The 23591-nt window shown below is 38.7% G+C and carries 21 protein-coding genes; 14 read left to right on the top strand and 7 right to left on the bottom strand.

Features of this window, described 5'->3' with window-relative positions; genetic code table 11:
• Positions 1-7 precede the first annotated feature (7 nt).
• From lpxK to EHQ52_RS09470, 4 genes are all read left to right on the top strand, one after another.
• A complete protein-coding gene (gene lpxK / locus EHQ52_RS09485) occupies positions 8-1051 on the top strand; it encodes a tetraacyldisaccharide 4'-kinase (protein WP_135614955.1) in 1044 nt (347 codons plus the stop codon).
• A gap of 131 nt (positions 1052-1182) precedes the next feature.
• Complete coding sequence (locus EHQ52_RS09480; RefSeq protein WP_135614954.1) at positions 1183-2460, top strand: LA_0442/LA_0875 N-terminal domain-containing protein; 1278 nt, start codon at positions 1183-1185, stop codon at positions 2458-2460.
• A gap of 144 nt (positions 2461-2604) precedes the next feature.
• Positions 2605-3933 (top strand): LA_0442/LA_0875 N-terminal domain-containing protein, encoded by a 1329-nt coding sequence (locus EHQ52_RS09475; protein WP_135614953.1) that lies wholly within the window; start codon positions 2605-2607, stop codon positions 3931-3933.
• 20 nt (positions 3934-3953) lie between these two features.
• Positions 3954-5492, top strand: coding sequence for an LA_0442/LA_0875 N-terminal domain-containing protein (locus EHQ52_RS09470; protein WP_425269385.1), 1539 nt, complete (start codon positions 3954-3956; stop codon positions 5490-5492).
• Here the strand turns inward: EHQ52_RS09470 and EHQ52_RS09465 are convergent.
• Both EHQ52_RS09465 and EHQ52_RS09460 read right to left on the bottom strand, forming a co-directional pair.
• Positions 5486-6247 (bottom strand): HesA/MoeB/ThiF family protein, encoded by a 762-nt coding sequence (locus EHQ52_RS09465; RefSeq protein ID WP_135614951.1) that lies wholly within the window; start codon positions 6245-6247, stop codon positions 5486-5488. The genes EHQ52_RS09470 and EHQ52_RS09465 overlap by 7 nt on opposite strands.
• Positions 6248-6256: 9 nt before the next feature.
• On the bottom strand, positions 6257-6730 hold the full coding sequence (locus tag EHQ52_RS09460) for a HEAT repeat domain-containing protein (protein ID WP_135614950.1): 474 nt from the start codon (positions 6728-6730) through the stop codon (positions 6257-6259).
• A 72-nt stretch (positions 6731-6802) separates the two neighbouring features.
• On the opposite strand from EHQ52_RS09460, the gene EHQ52_RS09455 reads away from it, so the two are divergent.
• Complete coding sequence (locus tag EHQ52_RS09455) at positions 6803-7993, top strand: LptF/LptG family permease (protein WP_244244831.1); 1191 nt, start codon at positions 6803-6805, stop codon at positions 7991-7993.
• A 74-nt stretch (positions 7994-8067) separates the two neighbouring features.
• Here the strand turns inward: EHQ52_RS09455 and EHQ52_RS09450 are convergent, their stop codons facing one another.
• Entirely contained in the window at positions 8068-8592 is a 525-nt protein-coding gene (locus tag EHQ52_RS09450; RefSeq protein WP_135614949.1) for a hypothetical protein, read from the bottom strand.
• A gap of 368 nt (positions 8593-8960) precedes the next feature.
• Between EHQ52_RS09450 and EHQ52_RS09445 the strand changes: the two genes are divergently transcribed.
• Together EHQ52_RS09445 and EHQ52_RS09440 are read left to right on the top strand one after the other, a co-directional pair.
• Entirely contained in the window at positions 8961-9488 is a 528-nt protein-coding gene (locus EHQ52_RS09445) for an LIC10415 family protein (protein ID WP_100708967.1), read from the top strand.
• A 35-nt stretch (positions 9489-9523) separates the two neighbouring features.
• Positions 9524-10609, top strand: coding sequence for an SH3 domain-containing protein (locus EHQ52_RS09440; protein ID WP_135614948.1), 1086 nt, complete (start codon positions 9524-9526; stop codon positions 10607-10609).
• Between the two features lie 49 nt (positions 10610-10658).
• On the opposite strand, the gene EHQ52_RS09435 is transcribed toward EHQ52_RS09440, so the two are convergent.
• The 4 genes from EHQ52_RS09435 to EHQ52_RS09420 all read right to left on the bottom strand — a co-directional run bounded on the left by EHQ52_RS09435 (position 10659) and on the right by EHQ52_RS09420 (position 15413).
• Positions 10659-11762 (bottom strand): alkene reductase, encoded by a 1104-nt coding sequence (locus EHQ52_RS09435; RefSeq protein WP_135614947.1) that lies wholly within the window; start codon positions 11760-11762, stop codon positions 10659-10661.
• 133 nt (positions 11763-11895) lie between these two features.
• The gene (locus EHQ52_RS09430) at positions 11896-13002 is read right to left on the bottom strand and encodes a CapA family protein (protein ID WP_135614946.1); all 1107 of its coding nucleotides are present in this window, start codon (positions 13000-13002) and stop codon (positions 11896-11898) included.
• On the bottom strand, positions 12999-14084 hold the full coding sequence (locus EHQ52_RS09425) for an LIC_10091 family lipoprotein (protein WP_135614945.1): 1086 nt from the start codon (positions 14082-14084) through the stop codon (positions 12999-13001). Before EHQ52_RS09425 ends, EHQ52_RS09430 begins: the two co-directional genes overlap by 4 nt.
• Positions 14085-14225: 141 nt before the next feature.
• Positions 14226-15413, bottom strand: coding sequence for an acyl-CoA dehydrogenase family protein (locus tag EHQ52_RS09420; protein WP_135614944.1), 1188 nt, complete (start codon positions 15411-15413; stop codon positions 14226-14228).
• 154 nt (positions 15414-15567) lie between these two features.
• Between EHQ52_RS09420 and EHQ52_RS09415 the strand changes: the two genes are divergently transcribed.
• From EHQ52_RS09415 to trpS, 7 genes are all read left to right on the top strand, one after another.
• Positions 15568-18009, top strand: a complete 2442-nt coding sequence (locus tag EHQ52_RS09415; protein WP_135614943.1) for a glycosyltransferase family 39 protein — start codon at positions 15568-15570, stop codon at positions 18007-18009.
• Between the two features lie 11 nt (positions 18010-18020).
• Positions 18021-18317 (top strand): LIC10362 family protein, encoded by a 297-nt coding sequence (locus tag EHQ52_RS09410; RefSeq protein WP_135614942.1) that lies wholly within the window; start codon positions 18021-18023, stop codon positions 18315-18317.
• A gap of 96 nt (positions 18318-18413) precedes the next feature.
• Positions 18414-19175, top strand: coding sequence for an electron transfer flavoprotein subunit beta/FixA family protein (locus EHQ52_RS09405; RefSeq protein ID WP_100708959.1), 762 nt, complete (start codon positions 18414-18416; stop codon positions 19173-19175).
• An 11-nt stretch (positions 19176-19186) separates the two neighbouring features.
• Positions 19187-20146, top strand: a complete 960-nt coding sequence (locus EHQ52_RS09400; RefSeq protein ID WP_100708958.1) for an electron transfer flavoprotein subunit alpha/FixB family protein — start codon at positions 19187-19189, stop codon at positions 20144-20146.
• Between the two features lie 32 nt (positions 20147-20178).
• On the top strand, positions 20179-20769 hold the full coding sequence (locus EHQ52_RS09395) for a LolA family protein (protein WP_135614941.1): 591 nt from the start codon (positions 20179-20181) through the stop codon (positions 20767-20769).
• Between the two features lie 2 nt (positions 20770-20771).
• Positions 20772-22601: a hypothetical protein gene (locus tag EHQ52_RS09390; RefSeq protein ID WP_135614940.1), complete on the top strand. Its 1830-nt coding sequence runs from the start codon at positions 20772-20774 to the stop codon at positions 22599-22601.
• On the top strand, positions 22598-23578 hold the full coding sequence (gene trpS / locus EHQ52_RS09385; protein WP_135614939.1) for a tryptophan--tRNA ligase: 981 nt from the start codon (positions 22598-22600) through the stop codon (positions 23576-23578). Before EHQ52_RS09390 ends, trpS begins: the two co-directional genes overlap by 4 nt.
• Positions 23579-23591 lie beyond the last annotated feature (13 nt).

Genomic DNA, 23591 nt, shown 5'->3' with positions numbered 1-23591 from the left:
AAAGAATATGATTTCTTTTGGAAAGATCCTATTTTTTCCGATCCTATTTTTGCTCAGCTTAATCTATAAGATCTTATTCTTTTTAGATAGAAGCCTTAAGAAAAAAAGAAATCTACCTTCCGCCGTAACGATCAGCGTAGGAAATTTTAGCGTAGGCGGAACAGGAAAAACTCCTTTCACTTTACATCTAGCAAAATTAATTCATTCTAATTTTCCGAATACCCCGATCGTAATTTTAAGTAGAGGATATGGTTCTTCTGGAAAAGGAACCAGAAGAGTCACTGAAAATTCTTCTGCCACTGAAATTGGAGATGAACCTCTTCTTTTAAAAAAGAATCTTCCATTTGCGGAAGTCTATGTAGGAAGTAATCGTTACGATTCTTATCTTCAATTCAGATCAGAAAACAAAATACCAAATGATCAAAAGGTATTTGTATTACTAGATGATGGATTCCAACACCACGCTTTAAACAGAGATTTGGATTTAGTTTTATTAGATTGTACCAAACTTTCTAAAATGGAATTTGTACTTCCTTTAGGTTTACTAAGAGAATCTTACAGCTCAGCATCCAGAGCAAATTTTTTGATCGCTTCTAAGTTTTCAGAAGAATACGAAGGATCACTTTCAAAGTGGATCAAAAAATACAGACCTTCTCAAATTTTAAGATTTAAATTTTCTCCTCAACGCTTAGTTCCACTTTCTTCGCCAGCTTCAGAAGTTTCTGTAAAAGAACTAACAGGAAAATCTATATTTGCCTTTGCAGGGTTAGGAAATCCAAGCTCGTTTTATTCTTCCTTAAAAGATCAAAATCCATTCGAGCTAAAAACTAAATCCTATCCAGATCATTATTCCTATACAAAAGAAGATCTAACCCAAATCTCAGAAAAATCTTCCGGCCAAGATTATATTATCTGTACAGAAAAAGACGGAGTAAAGATCACTTCGCTTATTAAAAATGACATGAGTTTTTCTAAATGGTTCTATCTTAGATTAGAAACTGTTCTGGAAAATGAATCTGAGCTTTTAAGATCCCTCCGTAGTCTCATCTAATCGTATAAAAACACTTTCCCTTTCCCTAAAAAATAGTATGATTCTTTTCTCTTTCCTATATTTATGTAAGAATATAGTAAATGGAAATAAATTTTTAACTAAATTTTCATATGATGAGCAAAGAAGGTTAAATGAAATCCAAGATCTTATTTCTATTCTTATTATTCCTACCGGCGTTTCTATTTGCAGAATCCCAAACAGTATACATGCGTAACGGCCAAATATTACATGGGGATGTCATCAATCAGACTGCAACCTATATCGATATAAAATTGCAAAACGGAGAAACAAAGCGGATCCAAAAAGAAACTATCTTGAGAATCGCCTATAGAGACCCTCAAAAAGAAGAACCTAAAAAGGCCGAAACTCCAGTAATACCTGTCGAAAAACAGGAGTCCAAAAAGCAAGAACCTGAAATTGTTTCCCCTCCCCCGGTTGTAAAACAAGCTAAAAGAGTTGTCAGAAGTCCATTAGAAAGACATTATATAGATTTTTATTTGGCAGCAGGGAGCGGGACTTTCTCTCCCCAAACTATAGACTTTTATTATAAATACCAAAACATCCGAAGTTTAATCATAGAAGCGACTCCTTTTGTTCTAGCTGGCAGCCCAAAACGTACTGCAGGCAAATCTGTATCGGCCGGGATCAATTATAAGTTCAAAAAATTCTCCTTCGAAGCCGGAGGAATGGAAACCAATACTTCTACGAGTTCAAATAATATAGGGCCGGAAGCTGAGCCGATTATAGTTTTTGGGTCTTATCCGGAACAAATGAAGGCGGCTTTCTTTAAAGCGTCCTATTCTGCTCTTTCCAAATTCAATTTCGAGTTATATCCAAGTGTAGGTTATATTCGAACTTGGAATAGAACAAAGGATTCACAGTCGCAGGTTTTTCAGGCAGATAGTGTGGCTGGGAAATCTAGCTTCCAAGCTTCTGAAAGTTTGGGCGGAACCTCTGTTGGACTTGGCTTTGCCTATTTATTTGGATCTAAATTTGAAATAAGACCTGAGTTTGAATCTTTAACCATGAAAGGTTCTCAGTCCATCCACCAAGATTATACTGCTGTATCCTTAAGTCCTCCTAACGTTCTATTTGTGTTACCTGCAGATTACAGTTTTGATTGGAAGGCGAAGGGAACCCACACATCATTAAAGTTAAGCTATTTCTGGAAGATGGGGATCGGATTTTTCATCAAATATGATTCTTATCAATGGAGTTACTCTCTTCAAGATGGAAATTTTCCAATCACACTTTCTCTGGATTCCGATCCTCCTACTTTGTCTGAACTTGTGAGTTGGAATCTCGGCCAGAAACTTCTAACCCAAACTATAAATGCTACAAGCAAGTCGACTTCGATACAATTTGGAGTTTCCAAAACCTTGAACTTCGGTCCTGAGGAAAATTATTAACCGAAGTATATTTTCGCTAATGTAGTATTTGTTATACGATAACAACTCTTAGTTTCGGGGCATGTCAATTTATTGCTTGAATCTTACTTTCCTTCTAAGGATTATTTCCCAGAATTCAAAAATTGAATGGGACCTGGATAGGAAATGAGAAGACTAAAAAATAAAATCAGAGCGGCAATCTTCTTCGGATGTATGGTCTTTTCCCTAACCTCTGTCCATTCAAATGATCAGGTCATCTATATGAAAGATGGACGAGTGATCACTGCAGAGATCGTTTCCCAAACTGCATTCAAAATGGTGATCAAACTACCTGACGGCTCCACAAAAGAAATTTCAAAACAAGATATCAAAAGAGTCGCATTTAAAGAAGCCAAAACTCCGGAACCTAAGGACAAAACTCCTGTTGGACCTCCTACACCAACTCCAGAAGAAATTACAAAACAACAGGAAGAAGATTCCAAAAAACAAGCCGTCATAGATGAGAAGGCAGAAAAAAGAAAAAAACAGATCGAAGAAGCAAAACGAAATCGTTTAGATATATTTTTAGGAGCTGGATCGGGAACAGTAAATTTCCAGGGTGCAAATTATTATGATAATGTGATCGGAGTCGGAAGTAGCTTAGGCCAAGATAGCGGCAAATTCGAATATCCAATCGAACCAAAACCTAAAAGTGGAAAGGCAAGATCTTTCGAAGTCAGATACTCTTGGAACAGATTTGTGGGCGAAGTTGGTGCAAGCTCTGTAACATCTACTGCAACCCAAAATATTATCGGAGTAGATGGCCCAAGCAGTGGCACTTTCCCAAAACTAATCCGGGGAAATTATGATGTTTCCATGAAACATGTTTATGGAAATTTTTCTTACTCAGTATATCCACATCCAAAATACGATATTCGCCCAGTGATTGGATATCATCAGTTCTGGACAAAAACAGAAAATTCAAATTCTATCGCATTCGGAGCAGGAGTCGCTCCTGTGTTTAGCGATCAATATTTTGGAACTGATCCAACTTCCGTTGCAGAAGGTTTAAAAGGTTATTCCTACGGAGTCCAATACGATGTAAAATTCGAAAAGTTCGAGATCCGCACCGGATTTCATATTTTAGAAATGAAAGGTTTTGGAACTTACGATCGACAATTGAATGCTTACGCACCTGTAAGTGGTCAATCCCAAGGAGAAGATATAGATGTATATAATAAATGGGTCGCTAAAGGAGCAATCATAGATCTGAAATTTCTATATCCTTGGAAATATGGAGTCAGTTTTTGGATGGGGTTCAATAGTATGAGTTGGACATATAAAATGTCCCAAACCGCATTAAGCGTGGGCAATGAAGATTCAGGAGTGGATCCTCAAAGTTATATCATAGGAAAAGTACTTTTCGAATCTATGGTTGGTCCAGGTGCGCTCAAAGAAACAAAATCCACCACAATCCAAATTGGTGCGACTTACTCGTACGACTTTAACAAATAAAATCGTCTAATCCCCGTGATATGTTTTATTTGAAACGAATTTTCGTTTTAAGCTTACTCGCCCTTATTCCAATCAATATTTTTTCCGAAACACAATACGTGTATATGAAAGATGGAAGAATTCTCCAAGGAGAAGTTCTCCATCAAAACTCCGATAAAATCAAATTCAAAAACGCAGAAGGGAAAGAAGTAGAAATACTAAAAAACTCTGTCGAAAGAATCGTTTTTAAAAAACCAGATATCGAAGCAAAGCGCGAACAAGAAACAAAGCTAAAAGCTGAGCGAGAAGCGAAGCTAAAACGAAAGAGAGAAGCAAAATTAAAAGCCGAACAGGAAACAAAGTCGAAAGCCGAGCAAAAAGCAAAGTTAAAAGCAGAACAAGAGGCAAAGCTGAAAGCTGAACAAGAAGCTAAATTAAAAACTGAACAGGAAGAGAAACTAAAAACAGAGCAAGAAACAAAGTTGAAAGCCGAACAAGAAGCAAAATTGAAAGCTGAAGAAGAGGCGAAACAAAAAGAAATCGAGGAAGAAAATAAACAAATCGTCGTCGAAGAAAAACCTAAAACAGAAACAAAACCTCAACCCACTGCGGAAACTCACAAATTAGAGATACTTGCAGGTATTGGCAGAAGTAAATATGAAAGCCAGGTACCGAATTTTCATAGAGGAGTGGAAGGATACGCAACAATATTAGGAGGACGGGGAGGCTTTTTTAACTATCCTCCGGCCCGCAAGGACTCGGATGCAAAAACGATAAATCTAAGATATACCTGGAATCGTTTTGTAGGAGAAATCGGCGGTTCTCATATGAATTCTTTGGAATCTACGACTAGTGTCGGATACATCGTCTATCCGGATCTCTCTTCAAATGTAGTAAGCCAAGGAGCATTTACGGCGCAAGCTCCCTTTAATACAATCAGCTATAAACAAATAAATGCCCAAATTTCTTATACAGCATATAAAGATTCTCTGTTTGAAATCAGACCTATATTAGGTTATCATAAAATATGGCAAACGGGGAAGGACAACTCTACTTACGATGTTTCGCCAAAAGACCCGAATAATTCTAGCAGTGTGGATTGGGCCATAAGATATGGAACCAGTTTCAGCGATTACCTAAGCGGCCCATCAGTCGGGCTTGCGATTGAATCTAAGTGGAAAGAAAAATGGGAAACCCGTTTTGAATTACAAAGGCAATTTTTACATGGAAATTCAATCTACACCAGGGATCAAATCGCCTTAATTCTTGGAGGAGCCTATGAAAATAGAGCCGCGCTGAATAACGAATGGAAAGTAGATGGTTTAAATATCTCTGGAAAACTAATCTACCACTGGAAGGATTCTGTTTTCTTTTGGGGAGGATTTCAATATTCCAAGTTATCCTATAAAATGCAAAACCTCGGAGGAGATTTGGATTTAAGTGGAGATCCGGTTTCTGCTTACGTTACTTCTATTTTAATCCAATCTCTAACACAAGGACTTGCAGGAAATTCTATAGCGAAGGCGATCTTTGTAGGAGCTGGGTATTCTTTAGACTTCTCTAAAAAAGAAACTCAGTGAGATGAGCCGCATATAATACAGTCTTCACGTCTGACTGTGGAGATTGTCCTGAATTCCATAGATTTAGAATCTATTTGTAAAATTCTACCGAATAATCCTGAATCCCTTTCAGAATCACTTAATAAAAACTGAATACTCTCTGTGGCCTGGATTGTGCCAATCATTCCAGCCATACTTCCGATCACTCCTGCATCCGCACAGGAAGGTACATGTTCTGGGGCTGGGGGATTTTCATAAACACATCTAAAACATGCATCTTTTCCAGGACGAACTCCCATTACCATTCCTTCAAAACGGAGAACACCTGCTGTTATAAAAGGGATCTTCTCGCTTACACAGACATCATTTGTAAGAAACTTAGTATCAAAATTATCAGAACCTTCTAAAACTAAATCGGACCCACTCAATAGATCTTTTGCATTCTCTTCGTTAAGTCTGACCTTTATACCTTCTACATTTATATAAGGATTTAAAGATCTAAGGTTTTCGGAAGAAGTTTCTGATTTGGATCTTCCTATATCAGAATGTTTGAATATGATTTGTCTTTGCAGATTTGTGGTTTCAACGATATCAGAGTCAATGATCCGGATATTTCCTACTCCGGCCGCCCCTAAATACAACAAAGCCGGAGATCCAAGACCCCCGGCTCCGATTACCGTTACTACGGATTTTTTGAGTTTTTCCTGACCTGCACGCTTAACTTCGTTTAGAAGAATATTCCTGGAATAGCGACTCAGTTCTTCCGGACTCAACACCGAAAAGGATTAACCCTTCAATTTTTTAGTGAGAACGTTTAAGAAGTCGGAAACAAACTCATCGGATCTACGGTTTTTATCCGCAAACTCAAGAGCTTCTTTCGCAGCGTCTTCTGCCTTTTCATTTTTGATTACGATATTTAGGATAGAAACAAGAGAAGTATAAACGATGTCTCCGTTATCAGAGCTAATCACTTTGTTTTTTAAAGCGATAGTGGAATCACCTGCTTCTCCGATTTGCCCCAGAGCAATCCCTGCTGGAACTGCAACTTTAGGATCATTTGCACGGTTCAGAAGATTGATCAATTCCGGAATTGCGGATTTTTCTTTTTTATCTCCCAAATAACGGGAAGCTTCGATTTTTTCCAGATCAGATCCGCTGGAAAGTGCCTTAATATGATCTTCCGTACTTTTTTCGGCAGAAACCGAAACTGTAAAAATAAGAGTGGCGAGTATTGCGAACGTAATGGCGCTTTTTTTCATGATCTCCTCCTGTGACCGAGAAATCTTCCCTTAAGAGCCAAGATCGTCAACCCAAATAAATGGTTCGTAGGAATGGCTCGGCCTTTTGATGATGGATTCGGAATGCAATTCAGTCTTCCCGAAATCCGTCCCAAAGAATGGATCCATAGAATAAAGGAGGAGTTTTTCCCTCCTAGGATCTTGGATAAGTATGTATTCTCTGAGTTTGTAAAAATATTTATCGGTGCATTGATCACTTTAGGATTTTTGGCCCTTATGTCTTCCTATAGCGATATCAAAGGGGACATGGCCTCCTCCAAAGGTGGAAAGATCCACGGCTGGCTTTTCATTTTGTTCCGACTTCCCCAGATGCTGATCCAGTACATCATGAACATCGCTATATTATTTTCAGTTTCTTTCACTGTGGGTCAGTTTTCAGCGAACAAAGAATTAGTGGCAATGATGGCTGCTGGTATTTCTTTCAGAAGGATTGTGACTCCAATCGTAGCATTCAGTTGTGTTCTTTGGTTTGCTGCGTTCTTCTTAAAACAAACTGTCGTGGCTCCATTAAACGCAAGAGCGAACGAAGAACATAAAATGTTAAAAGAGGGAGACCAAAACACTTTAGTCGGAGTGGTCTACCAAAAACATTTCAAGGGCCAAGAAGGTTTTTATTATATTTATTATTACGATACAAAGGAAGAAGAGATCAAAGGTGGATTTAATTATATCTGCCTAACTCGCGAACAAACTCCTGATTATCTTTTAGTAGCTCAAAAAGCAAAGTTCGATTACCAAAAAGACGTTTGGGTCTTAAAGGGTGTAGAAGAGACCAAATTTGACGATGAACTACAAGTAGTCTCTGTGCAAAAATTTACAGAGAAGGAATATACACTTCCTGAAAAGCCAGACTATTTTAAAAAGTTAAAAGGTTCAGTAGAAGAAATGAACTTCTTTGAACTTTCAGAAGAAAAGGAAAATCGGATCCGTAAAGGATTATCTTACGGAGATGTAGATATTGCAAAACATACATTATTCGCAGAACCTTTACTGATTGTAGTATTAACTTTGGTAGGATGTGCCAGTGGATTTTTTACCAAAAGAATGGCGATTGTTTCCTCTCTTGGAGTTAGTATCGGAGTAGCCCTTCTTTATATGATCATGGATCCTTCTTTCAAATCTTTGGGAGAAAACGAAGTCATTCCTATCTGGCTTGCGAGTTGGATCACTCCTATACTTTTCCTATCCGGACTTTACGTAATTTATAAAAGGTTAAAAGTTTGACCTAAAATAAGAAAGCCTCCAATAAGGAGGCTTTCAGAATACTCTCGTAAAAAGAGAATTCTATTTTTTTAATATTATTTTCCACCCTTAGGTGTAACAGTCGCTTTTGGTACAATCACTCTTATATTATTCTTTTGGATCTTATATCCTCCGGAAACAGTAATAATCCCTTTGAATAGATCAGAAGTATCAGTAATTTTTGCCATGAACCAGCTTCCGGTCCTGGCTTCTTCTTTGGATTCAGGCGCCCTGTAGCCGTCTTCTGTTCCCATATCGAACATGATCACTTTTACTCCTAACTTCAGATCTTTGTCTGTAGCAAGTCGGGTCATGTAAAAGTTTTTGGTCCAATACTTCTTACCGTCAGTCACTTGTAAGAATTCACCTTCTCCTTTTGTTTTGGTGGCAGAAGCAGGAGTCATTTCCTTAGCAATATATACGTTGATATAAGTTTGATCGTTATATTCTTCCCTGGAAACAAAATAGTCGTCTGGCTGGATATAATGATCATCCTCTTCTGCAAACGCCCCAGTAGAAAATAAACTTAAATACAAGGCAAAGATGGATACTACCTTGAAGATATCGGTTCTTTTTTTCATCGTTCAACTCCGTGTAAACCTATTCAATTTTTATCCCGAAAAACCTTTTACGAGACAAAATGTGAATAATTTATTTCATATAGGAGATGTCAACGTTTCCAAAGCGGCTAGAATATAAGGGAAGAAGGCGAGCAAGACCATTTAAACCATAAAACGCCCAGTTATTCCTATTCGGATTTTTTTCTAAAAAAACTGAATATTTTGAAAAAAATTCATTGGTTCTCTAAAGTTTGACCGATACTTAGTACAGATATGCCTAGGGAGTAACCGCTTAGATGCGACATAAACTCTTTGGAAAATGAAGAATCGGGTTTATCTACCGATCTTTCCAAGGGTTCGCGGATTACACCGAAAGGAGGGTAAAGAACATGGACGTTCAACTTACGAATCTAGTCTCATCAGCAGAGAAACTTCTCCGCGACAAGAGATCTTCCGTTCCAGGAAAGACGGGAGTACCCTCGGAAGCCCAAAACGCAGCCGACAAAACCGAGTTTTCTAGCAGCTTGACTTCTAGATACTTGAAAGTTCAAGAAACCTTGGGGACTCTCCAAGAACAACTTTCTAAAGAACAAATGAAACTCGGAGTACTGAGCGAAGCTAAGAGCACGCCTAAAGATGATCTAATCAATATTCTTTTTGGTGAAACTCCTTTGTTCAGAGAATTGGTAGAGAACCCAAATCAGGATCTAAACCAATTAAGAGAGCAGGTTCAAGTGAAGAAGGACCAACTAATGGATTCTATCCGCAAATACGAAGTGGAATCCGAAAATGTGCTCTCAGTCGGAATGCTTAAGAACCCTGAAAATTTCCGGAAATCGATCGAGAACCTTTCCGGCAAAGATATTCAGATGAAGCAGCTATCCGAGAAAACGATAGAAAGACTGATCCAAGATTAAAAAGCTCTTGCGGGCCCGGATCTTAAAACGATGCTGTGGCTGCAATGGCGCTTAAATTCCGGATCTTATTAGTATTACTTCTACCTCCATTGTATCTTTCTTTGGTCGCTCAGACCTCAGATCCATATCACTATGTTCTAATCACCTCAGGCGTGTTAAACGTTAGAGAGACTCCTGAAACCGGAAAGATCGTCTTTACCCTAAACAGGGGAAATAAGGTCAAAATCCTTCCCGATGAAACAAAAGGTCCTATCGATTGGGCTAAGATCAAATCTGAAGACGGTAGAACAGGTTTTGTTTCCAGAAAATATTTAGGACTCACCCCACCAGACACATTAGATGAATATAAACTGATTGGATTTGTTTGGTCCGGATATGATCCAAAGGATCTTCCCATCTTTGTTCCGCTTGCATTCTTCAGTCCAAAAGGTTGGCAAGAAGCAAAAGACGAATACGAATTTGATTATAAATTCAGGAGTGGTGTGAATACTTCTCTTCCTTCTTTTTCATTATTAGAAGGAGATAAGGGACCTTCTTTTTCCGCGGCCTCGCCTACTACTTACGGATGCCAAGAATTCCCCGCATTAAAAGTAAAACCTGCAGGAGATATTAAAGCCAAAAAAGATTGGTTGGTATATTCTCCAGATCTAGGACTACAATCTATTCCTCTCCAAGAATTATCTAAGACAGATACAGATTATACTCTTTTCAAAAGTTTAGCAGAAACTACTTGGAAAGCGAGAGGATATCCTGAAACCGAATGGCTTCATTCCACAATGGAAGAAGTGTATTCTTTCAAAAATAATAAAAAGGAAACCTTCATTTCCGGTAGGATTGCCTATCATAAAAAAGGTGCGGAAAGAAGGTATCTCTATCTATTAGGACGCAAGTTTGGGACAGACAGAATTTTGATCTCTTACGAAAAATCCGAAAAACTCACTGAAGAATTAGGATTTTACGGCGGTTCTTATCATTTGATTGGAGTCATTTATAGAGAAGAAGATCCGGTTCCTATATTATTATTTACTGATATAGGTTATGACTCTTCTATCAAATCTTTATACGAATTAAAGAATGGGACCTTGCAGTTATTATTAAGAGGTGCGGGAGACGCCTGCTAATATTTTTCAGTTCCCGCCGCTAATACAAACGGCGGGATTTTGATCTTTCTTAAACTTTAGAAAGAGAAGCTATAGGATAGTCAGTATATCCTTTTTCTCCCGGAGTATAGAATGTAGAAGCATCAGGCTCAGCAAGAGGGATTCCCTTCTCCAATCTTTCCACTAAATCTGGATTCGAAATAAAGTTACGACCAAATGCAATTAGATCCGCATTTTTTTCTTTTAGATCAGAATCCGCGCGACCAGGATCATAACCACCTGAAAGAATATAAGCTCCGTTTGGATTTCCGGATTTATAAGATTCTCTGATCGAAGTAACCACTGAATCAGTCGGTTTAATCGCTCCCATGGAAGAATGGTCCACTATATGAATATAAACGAGTCCAAGTTTTCCTAAAGATGTAGCGAGGTCTTTGTATTGTTCTTCTATTTCATTATGAATTTCTAAATCGTTAAATACACCGTAAGGAGAAAGTCTAATCGCTACTTTATCTGCTCCGATTGCTTCCACAACTGCGGTCGCAACTTCTACGGCGAATCTATTTCTCTTCTTCCAATCTCCGCCGTATTCATCGGTTCTATGATTTGCACTTGGATGTAAAAATTGTTCTATCAAATATCCATTGGCGCCATGAAGTTCAACTCCATCAAATCCTGCCTTGATTGCGTTCTCTGCAGCAGTCACATATTCTCGGATCGCTACTTGGATATCCTTTGAAGTCATTTCTCTTGGAGAAGAGTAAGGTTGGCTTCCTTCTGCGTCAGTCCAAACAGTTCCTTTTAATCCAATGGCAGAAGGTCCTACAAGTTCCGCACCTTCAGGAAGATTGAGATGATTCCCTACTCTTCCTGAATGCATAAGCTGTACAAATATTCTACCTTGGTTTGCATGCACTGCATCTGTAACCTTCTTCCAGGCCTGAACTTGCTCATCTGAAAAAATTCCTGGGATCCTTGCGTATCCTAAACCATTGGGAGAAGGAGAAACACCTTCTGTAATCAATAGACCGGCGCCTGCTCTTTGGGAATAATATTCCGCCATCAAATCGTTCGGAATATTTCCGATTGCTCTGGAGCGAGTCATTGGAGCCATAACGGCTCTGTTTTTTAGCTTATTCTTTCCTAATGTATATTCAGTAAATAATAGGTTCATTTCTTTCCTCGGTTCTTAGACAGGGAAATACTTCATGATTGAACCTTTTTTGCATAAAGTGATAGGAAAATATAAGAAGAAGGCGCCGAATTTTTCAGTCGACTTATGTCCAGTCGGTTGTTCGGAATCCAGACTAAGGACCGAGTAGATCTACAGTGTCTTTATAGAATTGTTTCATTCTTTGGAACGAAGTCTCAGGAAGTTTTCTTTCCTGATCATTATTTAAATATTTTTTAACAGGCAATAATCTAAACTGCGCCTTAGACCCAGTTCTGTCTATGTAAACCCAAACAGGCTCATAAGATATATCAAAAATATTTAATTTATCATTCTCTTTAGATAAGGAGAATTTTAGTATAAGTCCTCCATCCACATAACGTCTGTCTTGGCCTGAAATGAAGTTACCCAAAGAATAAATATAAAATCTCTCTTTCGAGATCCCGAATTTATCCTTAATCATTTTTTTACCAAATCTTTGGAGTGTATGAGGATGTCCGCCTAGAACAATATCCGCTCCGGAAGAAAATGCATGTTCCACCATTTCTACCTGAAAAGGATCTGGTTGATGCAGATATTCTGTTCCGTAATGATACATTACAATAATTGCATCAGGTTTGGATTTTTTGGCCAAAACAATATCAGAAGCTATTTGGTCTTTGTCGATCAGATTGATCACTGTTCCAGCAGGGATTTCCAGACCATTGGTTCCATATGTATAATCTAAAAATGCAAGATTTAGATTTCCAACAGGGACAAATAATATTCTATTTTTTTCATATTCTTCTTTGTCCTTGTACGTTCCCAAATGTTTCAGACCTAATTGATCCAACACGGAAAGGGTTCTGACTACTCCTAACTTACCTTTATCACAGGAATGGTTATTTGCAGTAGAAAGCACATCGAAACCGATATCCTTAATTGCTTTCGCAAGAGAATCTGGAGCCCCGAATTGAGGATAACCAGTATATTGTTTAGGATCTCCAGGAAGAGTGGTTTCTAAATTTCCAACGGCAAGATCTGCTTCAGAGATCATGGAAGACACTTCTTGGAATACCTCGTCGAATTTCCAGCAGTCACATTCTTTATCATAAGCTGTATCTATCTGAGTTTGATGAGACATGATATCTCCCACTGCTACAATTCGAACTGAATCAGTGGTTGAACCTGTCTTAACGTTCTGAGAAGAACAAGGAACTGCAAAAAATGCAATCCCCAAACAAAAGATAGAGCTTCTGATCATTTTTTAGGTTCCGGAGGTAATGCTTCTATTAAAGAAAATCCCTTTTCGATCGGTTTACGATTACGAAGAAGTATCGTTGTATATAGAACACTTTCTTTGGTCAGCCAAGTCTTTAGGTTATCTAAAGATTGGATATTATAATGAAAAGGAAACGCTGCGGGGAACATCTCTCCATCCGGGAATCCGTATACCTTAGCACCTTTAGTAACGGTGCGGATCACTATACTTTTAGTATCTCCGTACAGATTTAAGAAATTCTTTCTCATTCCTTCCGGATATCTAAAATATTCTTCTGCATTAGAAGTATATAAAATACGAATCGGGATCTCGAGCTCTTTCGCTTTTTCAGAAATCGAATTTATAGTCTTGTCTCCCAATAAATTCCCATCGATCGCAATTATTTTTCCATCTAATACCAGATTTCTGAGGTGATCATAATCCTTTGTATCATTATGAAAAGAGGTAAATTGAGGATACACTTTAGAGATCTTATGTAAGTCCCCTAAACGTTGAGGAACGGCTCCCTTTCTAAGAGCGATTTGGTAAGACTTTAGAATTACTTGATATTCTGGATCATTCGAAAATCTTTTTTCGATAATAGGAAGAACAGTCTCTTTATTCTTAGGATCCCAAAGTTTTTCAAATTCTGGATAAGTAGGAGAAATTTCTAGAAAATGAAGATGAAGTCTATTAATGGAAACTGTTACTGGATCAAAATCGAATAGATAAGCAAATTCACTTCTTGCCCATGCGATCAAAGTTAGATTCTGATCTGTTCCAACTCCCATATAACCACCGCCTAAACCCACTACTCTGGATTTAAACAGGTCCAATCTTCTTTCATTTGAAGAAGGATAATGTTCTGCATGAAGATGACGATCTGCTGGAGGAGTATCGATTGCTGAAAGTTGTAATCCTTCTCTAGTTAAAGAAGCTCTTCTTCCGAATACTGAATGATCCCTCTGACCTTGGCCAGCAGAACAATCGATAAGATAGAAAACCGAACAAATGAATAAAACCGTTAAGAATAAATTCTTTTTATTTTTAAGTAAAACGACCGTCTTAGGCCCTTTTTTTCTCATGAAATTCCTGCATCCCCGGACACTAAATGCCCTTGCAGACAGAACTTATTAAACGGGGCTTATACGGGAAGAACTTTACGAGGGAAGGATATAAAGCCGGTCGTCTCTCAAGAAGAACGACCGGATAGACTAAATATTAGATTACATTCCTGAGCTTGCATATAGCTTCTTTAGATCAGCAGCTATATTTTTTTGCATTGCCTCGTTTGTTCCACCACCAATGGAAAGCAAGATGGCATCTCTATGTAATCTTTCTACAGGGTATTCTCTACAATAACCGTAACCACCCAGCACTTGGATTGCATTTCTGGAAACTCTTTCCGCCATTTGAGTAGCTACAAGTTTTGCAGAAGCAGCTCCAAGTGAGTTTCGGTTTTCAGGATGTATTTTAGAAGCAACATCATATACTAAGGCTCTTGCGGCTTGATAATCTGCATAAGACTCAGCGAGCAATCTTTGGATCTGTCCAAATTCTATCAGTTTTTTATCAAAGGCTTCTCTATGAAGAATAGTATATTCGCACATTACATCTACACAACGTTTTGCAATTCCTAAAGATTGTGCAGCAAGAGTTACTCTTTCAATCTCAAGATTTCTCATCATATGAGTTAAGGCCCCGTCTTCGGCACCTATCAAATTTTCTGCTGGAACTTCTAAGTTTTCAAAAACGAGTTGAGTGGTTGGAGAAGATCTCATTCCCATCTTCTCTTCTTTTTTGCCAAAACTGAATCCAGGATAAGAACTCTCTACTATGAAGGAAGTTGTTCTGCGAGAATCCTTACTGGTTTTTGCATATACCAAGAATACCTGACCTACAATCCCATTTGTGATAAATTGTTTTCTACCATTTAACACAAATTTATCGCCTTTACGAGTAGCAACTGTTGTCATTCCAAGAACGTCCGTTCCCGCTCCTGGCTCGGTCATTCCCATTCCACCGATCCATTCTCCAGAAAGAACCTTTGGCATGTATTTAGCTCTTTGGGAAGGATTTCCACTGTGATAGAAATTGTTCACGAAAAGTACTTCATGAGCTAAATATGATAGAGTAAATCCAGGATCATATGCGGAGAATTCCTCGTGAATGATCACACTTGCAACAGGGTCCAACCCCATTCCTCCATCTTCTTGAGGAACTGTAACTCCAAAGATTCCCAGCTCCGCACCTAATCTACGAAATAGATCTTTATTAAAGGATTCTTCATCGTCATGATCCTTTGCTTGTTGATCCAAATTCTCTTTTGCGAAAGCGCTTACATTCTCTCTTAAGGAAAGATGATCATCGGTTGGATTATATAGATCTATTTTTTTTTCTTGGATTCCCTTCATTCTAATGCCCTATTCAGTTTCAACTTAAGTATTTTGGACCCACTGTAAATTGCAACCGAGTTACGAGACTTAAGTATATTTAAGAAGTGCTAAATCTTCATCTCCAAATACAAGCTTTACAAATCTAGGATAAGATATTATTTCGTATTAGGCAGTGGTTTCCTTGGTAAATTTCTTATTTTTTTTAGGTATCATCCTAAATATTTATTTTATATCGGTCATTCTTCATAAAAAAGGACTCCCACAACCCTTATCCAGAAACTTAGTCTCTTTCACCCTCTCCATTTTAATAGCCGGGTCCATCGCACTTCTTTTAGTTTCTTTCGAATCATATAAAATTCTGTATGTAGTATTGATCCAACTTTTAGTCTCCGGATCACTCATTATATACATACTCTTTCGAAAAATTGATTTTAGATTAAACCCAATTTCCGGATGGGACAGTTCCAGAAATTTACTTACGAACATTACTCTTGCATTGTTGCTTCTTAGCGCGGGAGCTATGTATTCTCTTTTTCCTATCGAATATATAAAAGGAGATAGAGACCACGGATTGTATGTAGTTTTTGGAAGTAAGATCCAGAAAACTGGTGGCCTGAACTTTGATGATTTCCGCTACCAAGACTTGACCCAAGTTTTAGGAAATAATATCATTTATGGTTATCCTGCAATCCATTCTGATTATTCCCCACAGGACCCTTCTGTTCCGATTGGTTCTCTTTCTCCCCGCTTCTATCCACTCTTACCCACTTACTTAGCCTTATCTACGGATCTATTCGGATTAGATGCAATGTTCCGAGTGAACTCAATATTCGGTGTATTGTCCTTAGTTTTTATATTTTTGATCGTAAAAAAATGGATAGGACCTTGGGGAGCATTGATGGCAGTATTTTTCTGCGCATTTAATCCGGCCCAACTTTGGAATGTTAGGACAACTTTATCCGAACCCTTAGGACAATTGCTGATCTTATTCTCTTCTTATTTAGCTCTTTATTTTTTTCGTAAGAATAATGGATGGATGTTCTTTGCAGGCGGCATATTAGGATTAAGCAGTTTCAATCGGATCGATAGCTTAATTTATTTTCCTGCAATTGTGATCTTCGTAGGTTATTTATTATTTTTAAGAAAGAAAAGTCTTTGGAGAGGATTCAATTTTCTATTCGGATATTCGGCGATTTCTATCCTGGGAGTTTTGTATGGTTATATAAATTCTAAACCATACATGATAGATCTCTGGAAAACGAAACAATTATTAAAATTAACATTCTTCTGTGTTTTCTCTTCTGTATTATTGTCCGGTCTTCTATTTTTCTCTAACTTAAAGTCTGGAAAACAATCCATTGAATCTCTACGAAATATTATCCTAAAGAATAGAAAGTTCTTAAGGATCGGGATTTTATCCTTTTTATTCCTATTGATCACTTTCGCGTATTCCATCCGACCTGTGATGACCAACGCAGAAAATCTTAGTGATTTCTTTTATTTCAAAAAGAACGGTTTCATATTCTTCTTACTTTATGTTCCTCTAATATTAGTTCTATTTGGGATTGGTGGTTACGATCGTTTGATCTTCAGAAAGAACTCCTCAGGTTCTTTGGTATTTTTGTTATTAGGTTCTCTTCTCTCTTTTGTTTATTTTTACGAACCGAGTATTTACCCAGACCATTTCTGGGCTTCGAGGCGCTGGGTCTTATTCCCTATTCCATTTGCATGTATTATGGGAGTCATAGGACTTTATTCATTACCGATCAAAAGGCAAATAATCAAATCAGCCCTGATCGTTTTCATTTTTGCAGGTTATATATATCATCTTTATAATAGAGACAGGTTGATCTTCTTCGAAAGAATGTTGTCCGGATACTCAGAAGAATTCGAAAGATTATCAATTTCTCTCCCTAGTGAAAAGGCGATTTATTTTACCAAAAAAGAAGACCTTGCGAGTCCCCTGCGTTATTTAAGCGGGAAAGACACTTATCTTATCCGCAAGACACGTCCTTTTTTAGAAAATGCAAGCCAGTTAATCAAATCTGGTTGGAATGTTTATCTAATCGACGAAGATTTTAACTTAGAAGATGGACCGGTTACTTTAGAAAAAGTAGATAATATCCATTTGGAAGGGAATTATCCTGTAGATACAGTGAATCGTTATCCGGATACTCTATTGTATAGAGGAACTTTTTTACAGGTTTATAAATTAGGATTAGATCCCAAACCTTCTTCCCAAACAAAAAAAGCAGTTTCCATAGCTCCTTCTCAATTTGCATACATGCTTAAAACAGTTAGATCGGAACGTAAAAATAATCTAAATGTTTACGAAGAAGTAAGAGCCTACGATCATTTTATCCCAAAAGATCCTAAGGGAAAGTTTAGAGCAGAATTCGAAGGCGAATCTTTAAGCCAGGCTACTTTCAGCGTGACCGCTAACCAATCTTCTTCGTTAATTTTACATGAATCCTCAGGAGCTGGGGATGATAAGAAGATGAGTATCGAATTTTCAGTGGAAAATCCTGAAACGGATGATGTTCAGATCAGGTTCCACACCAAAAAGGACAACCAAGCTGTCCTAAAATCTCTGCAATTATCTAGAATTCCCTGAAGAGGATCAATATGCTGTATTCTGTCGTATTAACTTTAATTTGCCTTCTCACTTTATTTCTCGCGATCCGCAATCTAGGAAAATTTCCTAAAAGTTTAGAAGAGATCCAATCAGAGATCGAGGCCTCATTCGCGACCCCTCTTAGCGGAAAATCTTGGATCTGGTTCTTATTTCTGATCAGCTTTTTCCTTTTACCGTTTTTCTGGGGCCTAACCTTCTTCCTTCAATCTGATGCGAATGTTTTGGTTATCATTTTGGGATTGTTTTGGATCTATTTTTGGAGCAGAACACTCATTCTGTTTCGATAGGCGAGATTTCCGGAATACGTGCAAAAAAGTAGTTTGCACTCACGCTTTTCAGAAATTTCGTGTTTATAGCACTATTAATTTGGAGAACGAAAGTTCATGAAGATCATCGTTTTAGTGAAACAGGTGCCTGACACCGAAACGAATATCAAAGTCGGGGACAAGTCCATCAATGAAGCCGGAATTAAATGGATTATCTCTCCGTACGACGAATTCGCAATTGAAGAAGGGCTTAGATTACGCGAGAAAAATGGTGGAGAGGTTATTGCAGTCTCTCTAGGACCAGATCGCGTTCAAGAGTCATTACGCCAAGCATACGCAATGGGAGCGGACCGTGCCGTTCAGATCAAAGTGGACAATTACGTTCCTTTTGATACCGTTTTAACCGCAGAATTGATCGCAAACTTCGCGAAAGCTGAAAATGCAGACATCATCATCGGCGGACGCCAATCTATCGATAGCGACAGCTCCCAAGTAGTGATCCAAGTTGCAGAAGGACTCGGAATCGCTCATATCTCTTTCGCAGTTAGCTTAGAGATCAGCGGAACATCCGTAAAAGCTACTAAAGAGGTAGAAGGTGGAACCCAAGTTGTGGAGACCAGCCTACCAGTAGCGATCACTGCTCAAAAAGGATTAAACGAACCTCGTTATCCTAACTTGAAAGGTTTGATGGCTGCTAAGAAGAAGCCTATCGAAACCAAAACGCCTGCAGATTTAGGAAATCCTGCAAGCAAGATCGAAGTAGTAGCATTGGAGCCACCTCCACCTCGTATTCCTGGTCGCAAGTTAGAAGCGGCTGATGCGAAAGGTTATGCTGAACAATTAGTAAAAGCTCTTCGCGAAGAAGCTAAGGTTATCTAAGGAGAACACCCGTGAGCAACGTTTTAATCGTAGGCGAACTCAAAAACGGAGAACTCAAAAAGATCTCCAAAGAAATCACTTCCGCTGGCCGCAAAATTGCGGACGCACTCGGAGGAAAAGTTACCGCTCTTCTCATCGGATCCGGAGTTGAAAAATTCGCAGGAGACCTGGGAGCAGTTGGAGCTGATAGCGTAGTTACTGTAAATGCAGGAGACTTCAACGCAGAAACTTGGGCGAATTTAGTAGCCGGAGTTATTAAGGAAAAAAATCCTTCTGTTGTTTTAGTTCCTCACACTTCTCAAGGAAAAGATTATTCTCCAAGAGTAGCTGTAAAAGTAGGAGCAGGGATCATTGCTGACGCAGTTGGTCTTTCTGTAGACGGCGGAAAAGTAGTGGCTAAAAAGCCAATCTACTCTGGAAAAGCATACGGTAATTTCAAAGTTACCAGCCCAATCGCTATTTTCACTGTTCGTCCAAACTCACAAGAAGTAGTACAAAAAGCTGGAGCAGGCGCTGCTGAAGCTGCAAGTCCATCCGCAGGAGACGCGAAAGTTAAAATCGTATCTTCCGATCTAAGCGGCGGGAACAAAGTTCAATTGGCAGAAGCTTCTATCATCGTTTCTGGCGGACGCGGAATTAAAGGACCTGAAAACTGGCCTGTTCTCCAAGGTTTGGCGGACATTTTAGGCGCAGCTTTAGGAGCTTCCCGTGCTGCGGTCGACGCTGGCTGGATTTCTCATAGCCATCAAGTGGGTCAAACTGGTAAAACCGTTTCCCCGAACTGCTATATCGCATGCGGAATTTCCGGAGCAATTCAGCACTTGGCCGGAATGGGCTCTTCTAAGTATATCGTGGCTATCAATAAGGACGGAGATGCTCCAATCTTTAAAGTAGCTACCTACGGAGTCGTAGGGGACCTTTTTGAAGTCGTACCGGCACTTACCGACGAGTTTAAAAAAGTACTTGGATAATTTCGTCTAATGAAGCCATAGTAGGAACGATTATGGCTTCATCCAAGGGTATATTATCCTTTTTGGGTGCCGCAGCTCTACTGGTCTGCGGCACTTCTATTTTATCCGATCCTGGCAAGGAAAGGTTAAGCGGCGTCATCGGAAAGATGGCCGAAATTTCCAGCTTTCGGGCGAGTATTACGATCAATAACGAACTCACCGGAACTCTTTCTTATCAAAGACCAAATCATATACATGTAAAATTCTCCGACGGAAGGGTCATCGCTTCCAACGGGCGTTATCTTTGGTTTTATTCCCCTTCCAGAGGAATTGTAGGAAAACAAGACGTAAAAGGTATGACCGGTGGAATGGCCGGCCTTCTTTCGGGATACGAAGAAGTAACTCCAGTGGGAGGTTCACTTCGACTAAAATCCGCAACAAGGACTTACGAAGAGATCGTAGTCACCTTAGGTCCGGATAATACTCCTCGTTCCCTCAGAATGAAGAGCAGATCCACCGGAGAATATACCTCCGTAAGTTTTTCCGGAGTCCAAACCGGTATAGGTTTACCTGCGTCTCTCTTCAATTTCGGAGCACCTTCCAACGCGCAAATTGTGGAGAACCCGCTTAACGAGAGGGAATAAGTTTGTCTACTTCTCGCACAGACGCCCATAAGGTCTTCGCGGACCTCTATCGCAAGACACGTTCTCCGGAACACCAACAGAAGATAGACGAAGTCATACAAAAATCGAACGATATATTTATACGCATCGACTTGATGAAAAAAGTGGATGAAGAGTTCGAACTAAAGAAGAAAGAAGAATCAGGCAAAAAATCTGAAGAAGAGGACAAATCTTCCAAATCATCTCAATCTTCCTCTTCTTCTAAAACAGCACCTAAGCCTGTAAAAAAACAACCGGATGCTGGACCAGGACTTGGATTCCTTGCAAACCTTTTTGGTGGAAACGCGAATATAACAAAATTTGCAAAAGACACCGGAACAGTTGAAGTCGGATTCTTAGGAAGAAATTCTAAGATTGCGCCTTCGGTAGAAAGATTATTCAAAGCATTAAAAGAAGATCAGATCATCTCCACATTACAAGCTCTCAGACTTGCGGAAAGCCAAGGCTGGAGACATTGGAGACCCTTGGTTTATAATGTGGTCTTGAATTTTAATAAGTTTTTTAATAACTTCATTTCACTAGACTCACTCTTTATAGATGAAATTTCTCCAGAGATCTTTTTGAACAGATCTCTAAAGATGCAAATGTATTATGCACGCCATCTTTCCAGAAATGACGCCAGAGATATTATCCTAGGCCATGTTCCTGAATTAGTGAAGAAGGACGAAAAATTATCCGTAAAACTTCCTTCTATCATATCCGGATTAAATTACGGATTAAATCTGGAAAACGGAAGACCTAAACTTACAGACGCGATCAGAGCATTCTATGTTGTTTCCAACAAAAAAGTGATCGGCTGGGAAGAAATATTAGATTCTTTGAATGTTCCTCCGATCAATGAGACCAAATTCCAAGGATCTCCAGACATCACCAAAGAAGTAGAAACCACTTTGATCAAATTGTCAGATGATATTCTGACAAGAATGAATAAAAAAGAAGAGCTACACGGCTTAAGACAACGTTATTTCAAAATAGATGATAATGGAAAGATCTCTTTCGACTTCTTGAACGGTGTTGTGGATGATTATTTTGCACATCATATGCCTGAGAATATGAACTCAGCTGCGTTCAAGTCTTCCTACAAAGGAATGCCTCATAAGCTGATCCATATACTTCTACGCGACTTTCAATCTTGTTACACTCCTCTCTTAGAGGGAACTGTTAAGATAGGAACCAAAAACCACAACAGAGATGTATTGGTAACACAACCAGGTTTATTCAAAACTGAGATTGAAGAGATCAATAATCTTCTCAGACAATTGGATGCGTTTAATAAGAAGTATCCAAGCTTTCAGTATACCTTCTCCAATTTTAACCAAAACACTTCCGGCGGCTCAGTCGAAGACCAGATCACAGTAAACTTATTAAGATTACTTTCAGAAGCTTCTGCCTTCATGGGAAAATTCGCCGAAAGGATCAACGTATTGGTTGAAAATCATCTTTTAGCAAAAGATTATGAAGCTAAAGGACAGTTGAACGAAAGAGTTTTAGCTTCTAAAGAAAAAGTATTAGAAGAAGTGAAAGTCCTTCACAGATTTATACCATTTTATGATTCTACGATGGTATCCGGGAACCGTTTAAATAGTAAAACTTTGGAATACGTTTTTGTGGATATGGCTCAGTTATTATTTAATTACGCGGTCATCTATAAAGACAAGTTTACTGTAAACAAACTGACTGCTCACAGAAAGTTGGATGCAGAACTCAGCGCATTAAAAGCAGAGTATGAACGCCTTTCCGGAAAAACTTTCGACGATCCACAAAACCGATTCGCTTCCTCGGAGGAACAATGAGGATATTGACCGGGGTACAACCTTCTGGTAAATTACATTTAGGAAATTACTTCTCCGTTATACGCAAGTTAGTAGATTATCAAAATAAGTCCGACCTATTCTGTTTTGTAGCTGACTTGCACGCATTAACCACTTTTAGTTCTGCAAAAAACCAAACAGAAAATACTTATGATGCAGTTTGTGATTTTTTAGCGTTAGGGATCGATCCAGACAAATGTGCATTTTGGATCCAATCAGAAGTTCCAGAAGTCACTGAACTTACTTGGTATCTGAGCATGTCCATCACAGTTCCTAAATTGGAATTGGCCCACTCTTATAAAGATAAGGTCGCTAAAGGAATTGTTCCAAGTGGCGGACTTTTCTTTTATCCAGTTTTAATGGCTGCTGATATTCTCGCATTTAATAGCGACAAGGTTCCAGTCGGAAAAGACCAAAAACAACATTTAGAATATGCAAGAGATATAGCGGAGAAGTTTAACTCACAATACGGAGAAACTTTCAAACTTCCTGAACCTGAAATAGACGAAGAGACTGCGATCGTACCTGGAGTGGACGGAGCGAAAATGTCCAAGTCTTACGGAAATACGATTAACTTTTTTGATGATGAGAAGAAGTTAAAAAAATCTGTAATGGGGATACTTACTGATTCTGCAGGAGTGGATGAAGCAAAGGATTATGAGAAAAGTATAATATATTCCATTCATTCACTTTTTTTAAATGAATCCGGCAAAAAAGATCTTCAATCCAGATTTACAAACCCAGGAACTGGTTATGGAGATCTCAAAAAAGCATTATTAGAGACTGTCTTAGATTATTTCGGCCCTTATCGAAAGGAAAGAGAGAAGATTGCAGCCGATCCTGCTTATGTAAGATCCGTAATGAAAAAAGGATCAGACAAAGCGAGAGCGGCTTCTTCTCAAATCTTAGATAATGTAAGAGGAAAACTGGGAATCGGAATCTCAAAAGTTTCCGTTTAACGGCAAAATTTAT

This window comes from Leptospira koniambonensis, assembly GCF_004769555.1.
GTDB lineage: Bacteria > Spirochaetota > Leptospiria > Leptospirales > Leptospiraceae > Leptospira_B > Leptospira_B koniambonensis.
This window is presented reverse-complemented; position numbering and strand designations above follow the sequence as displayed.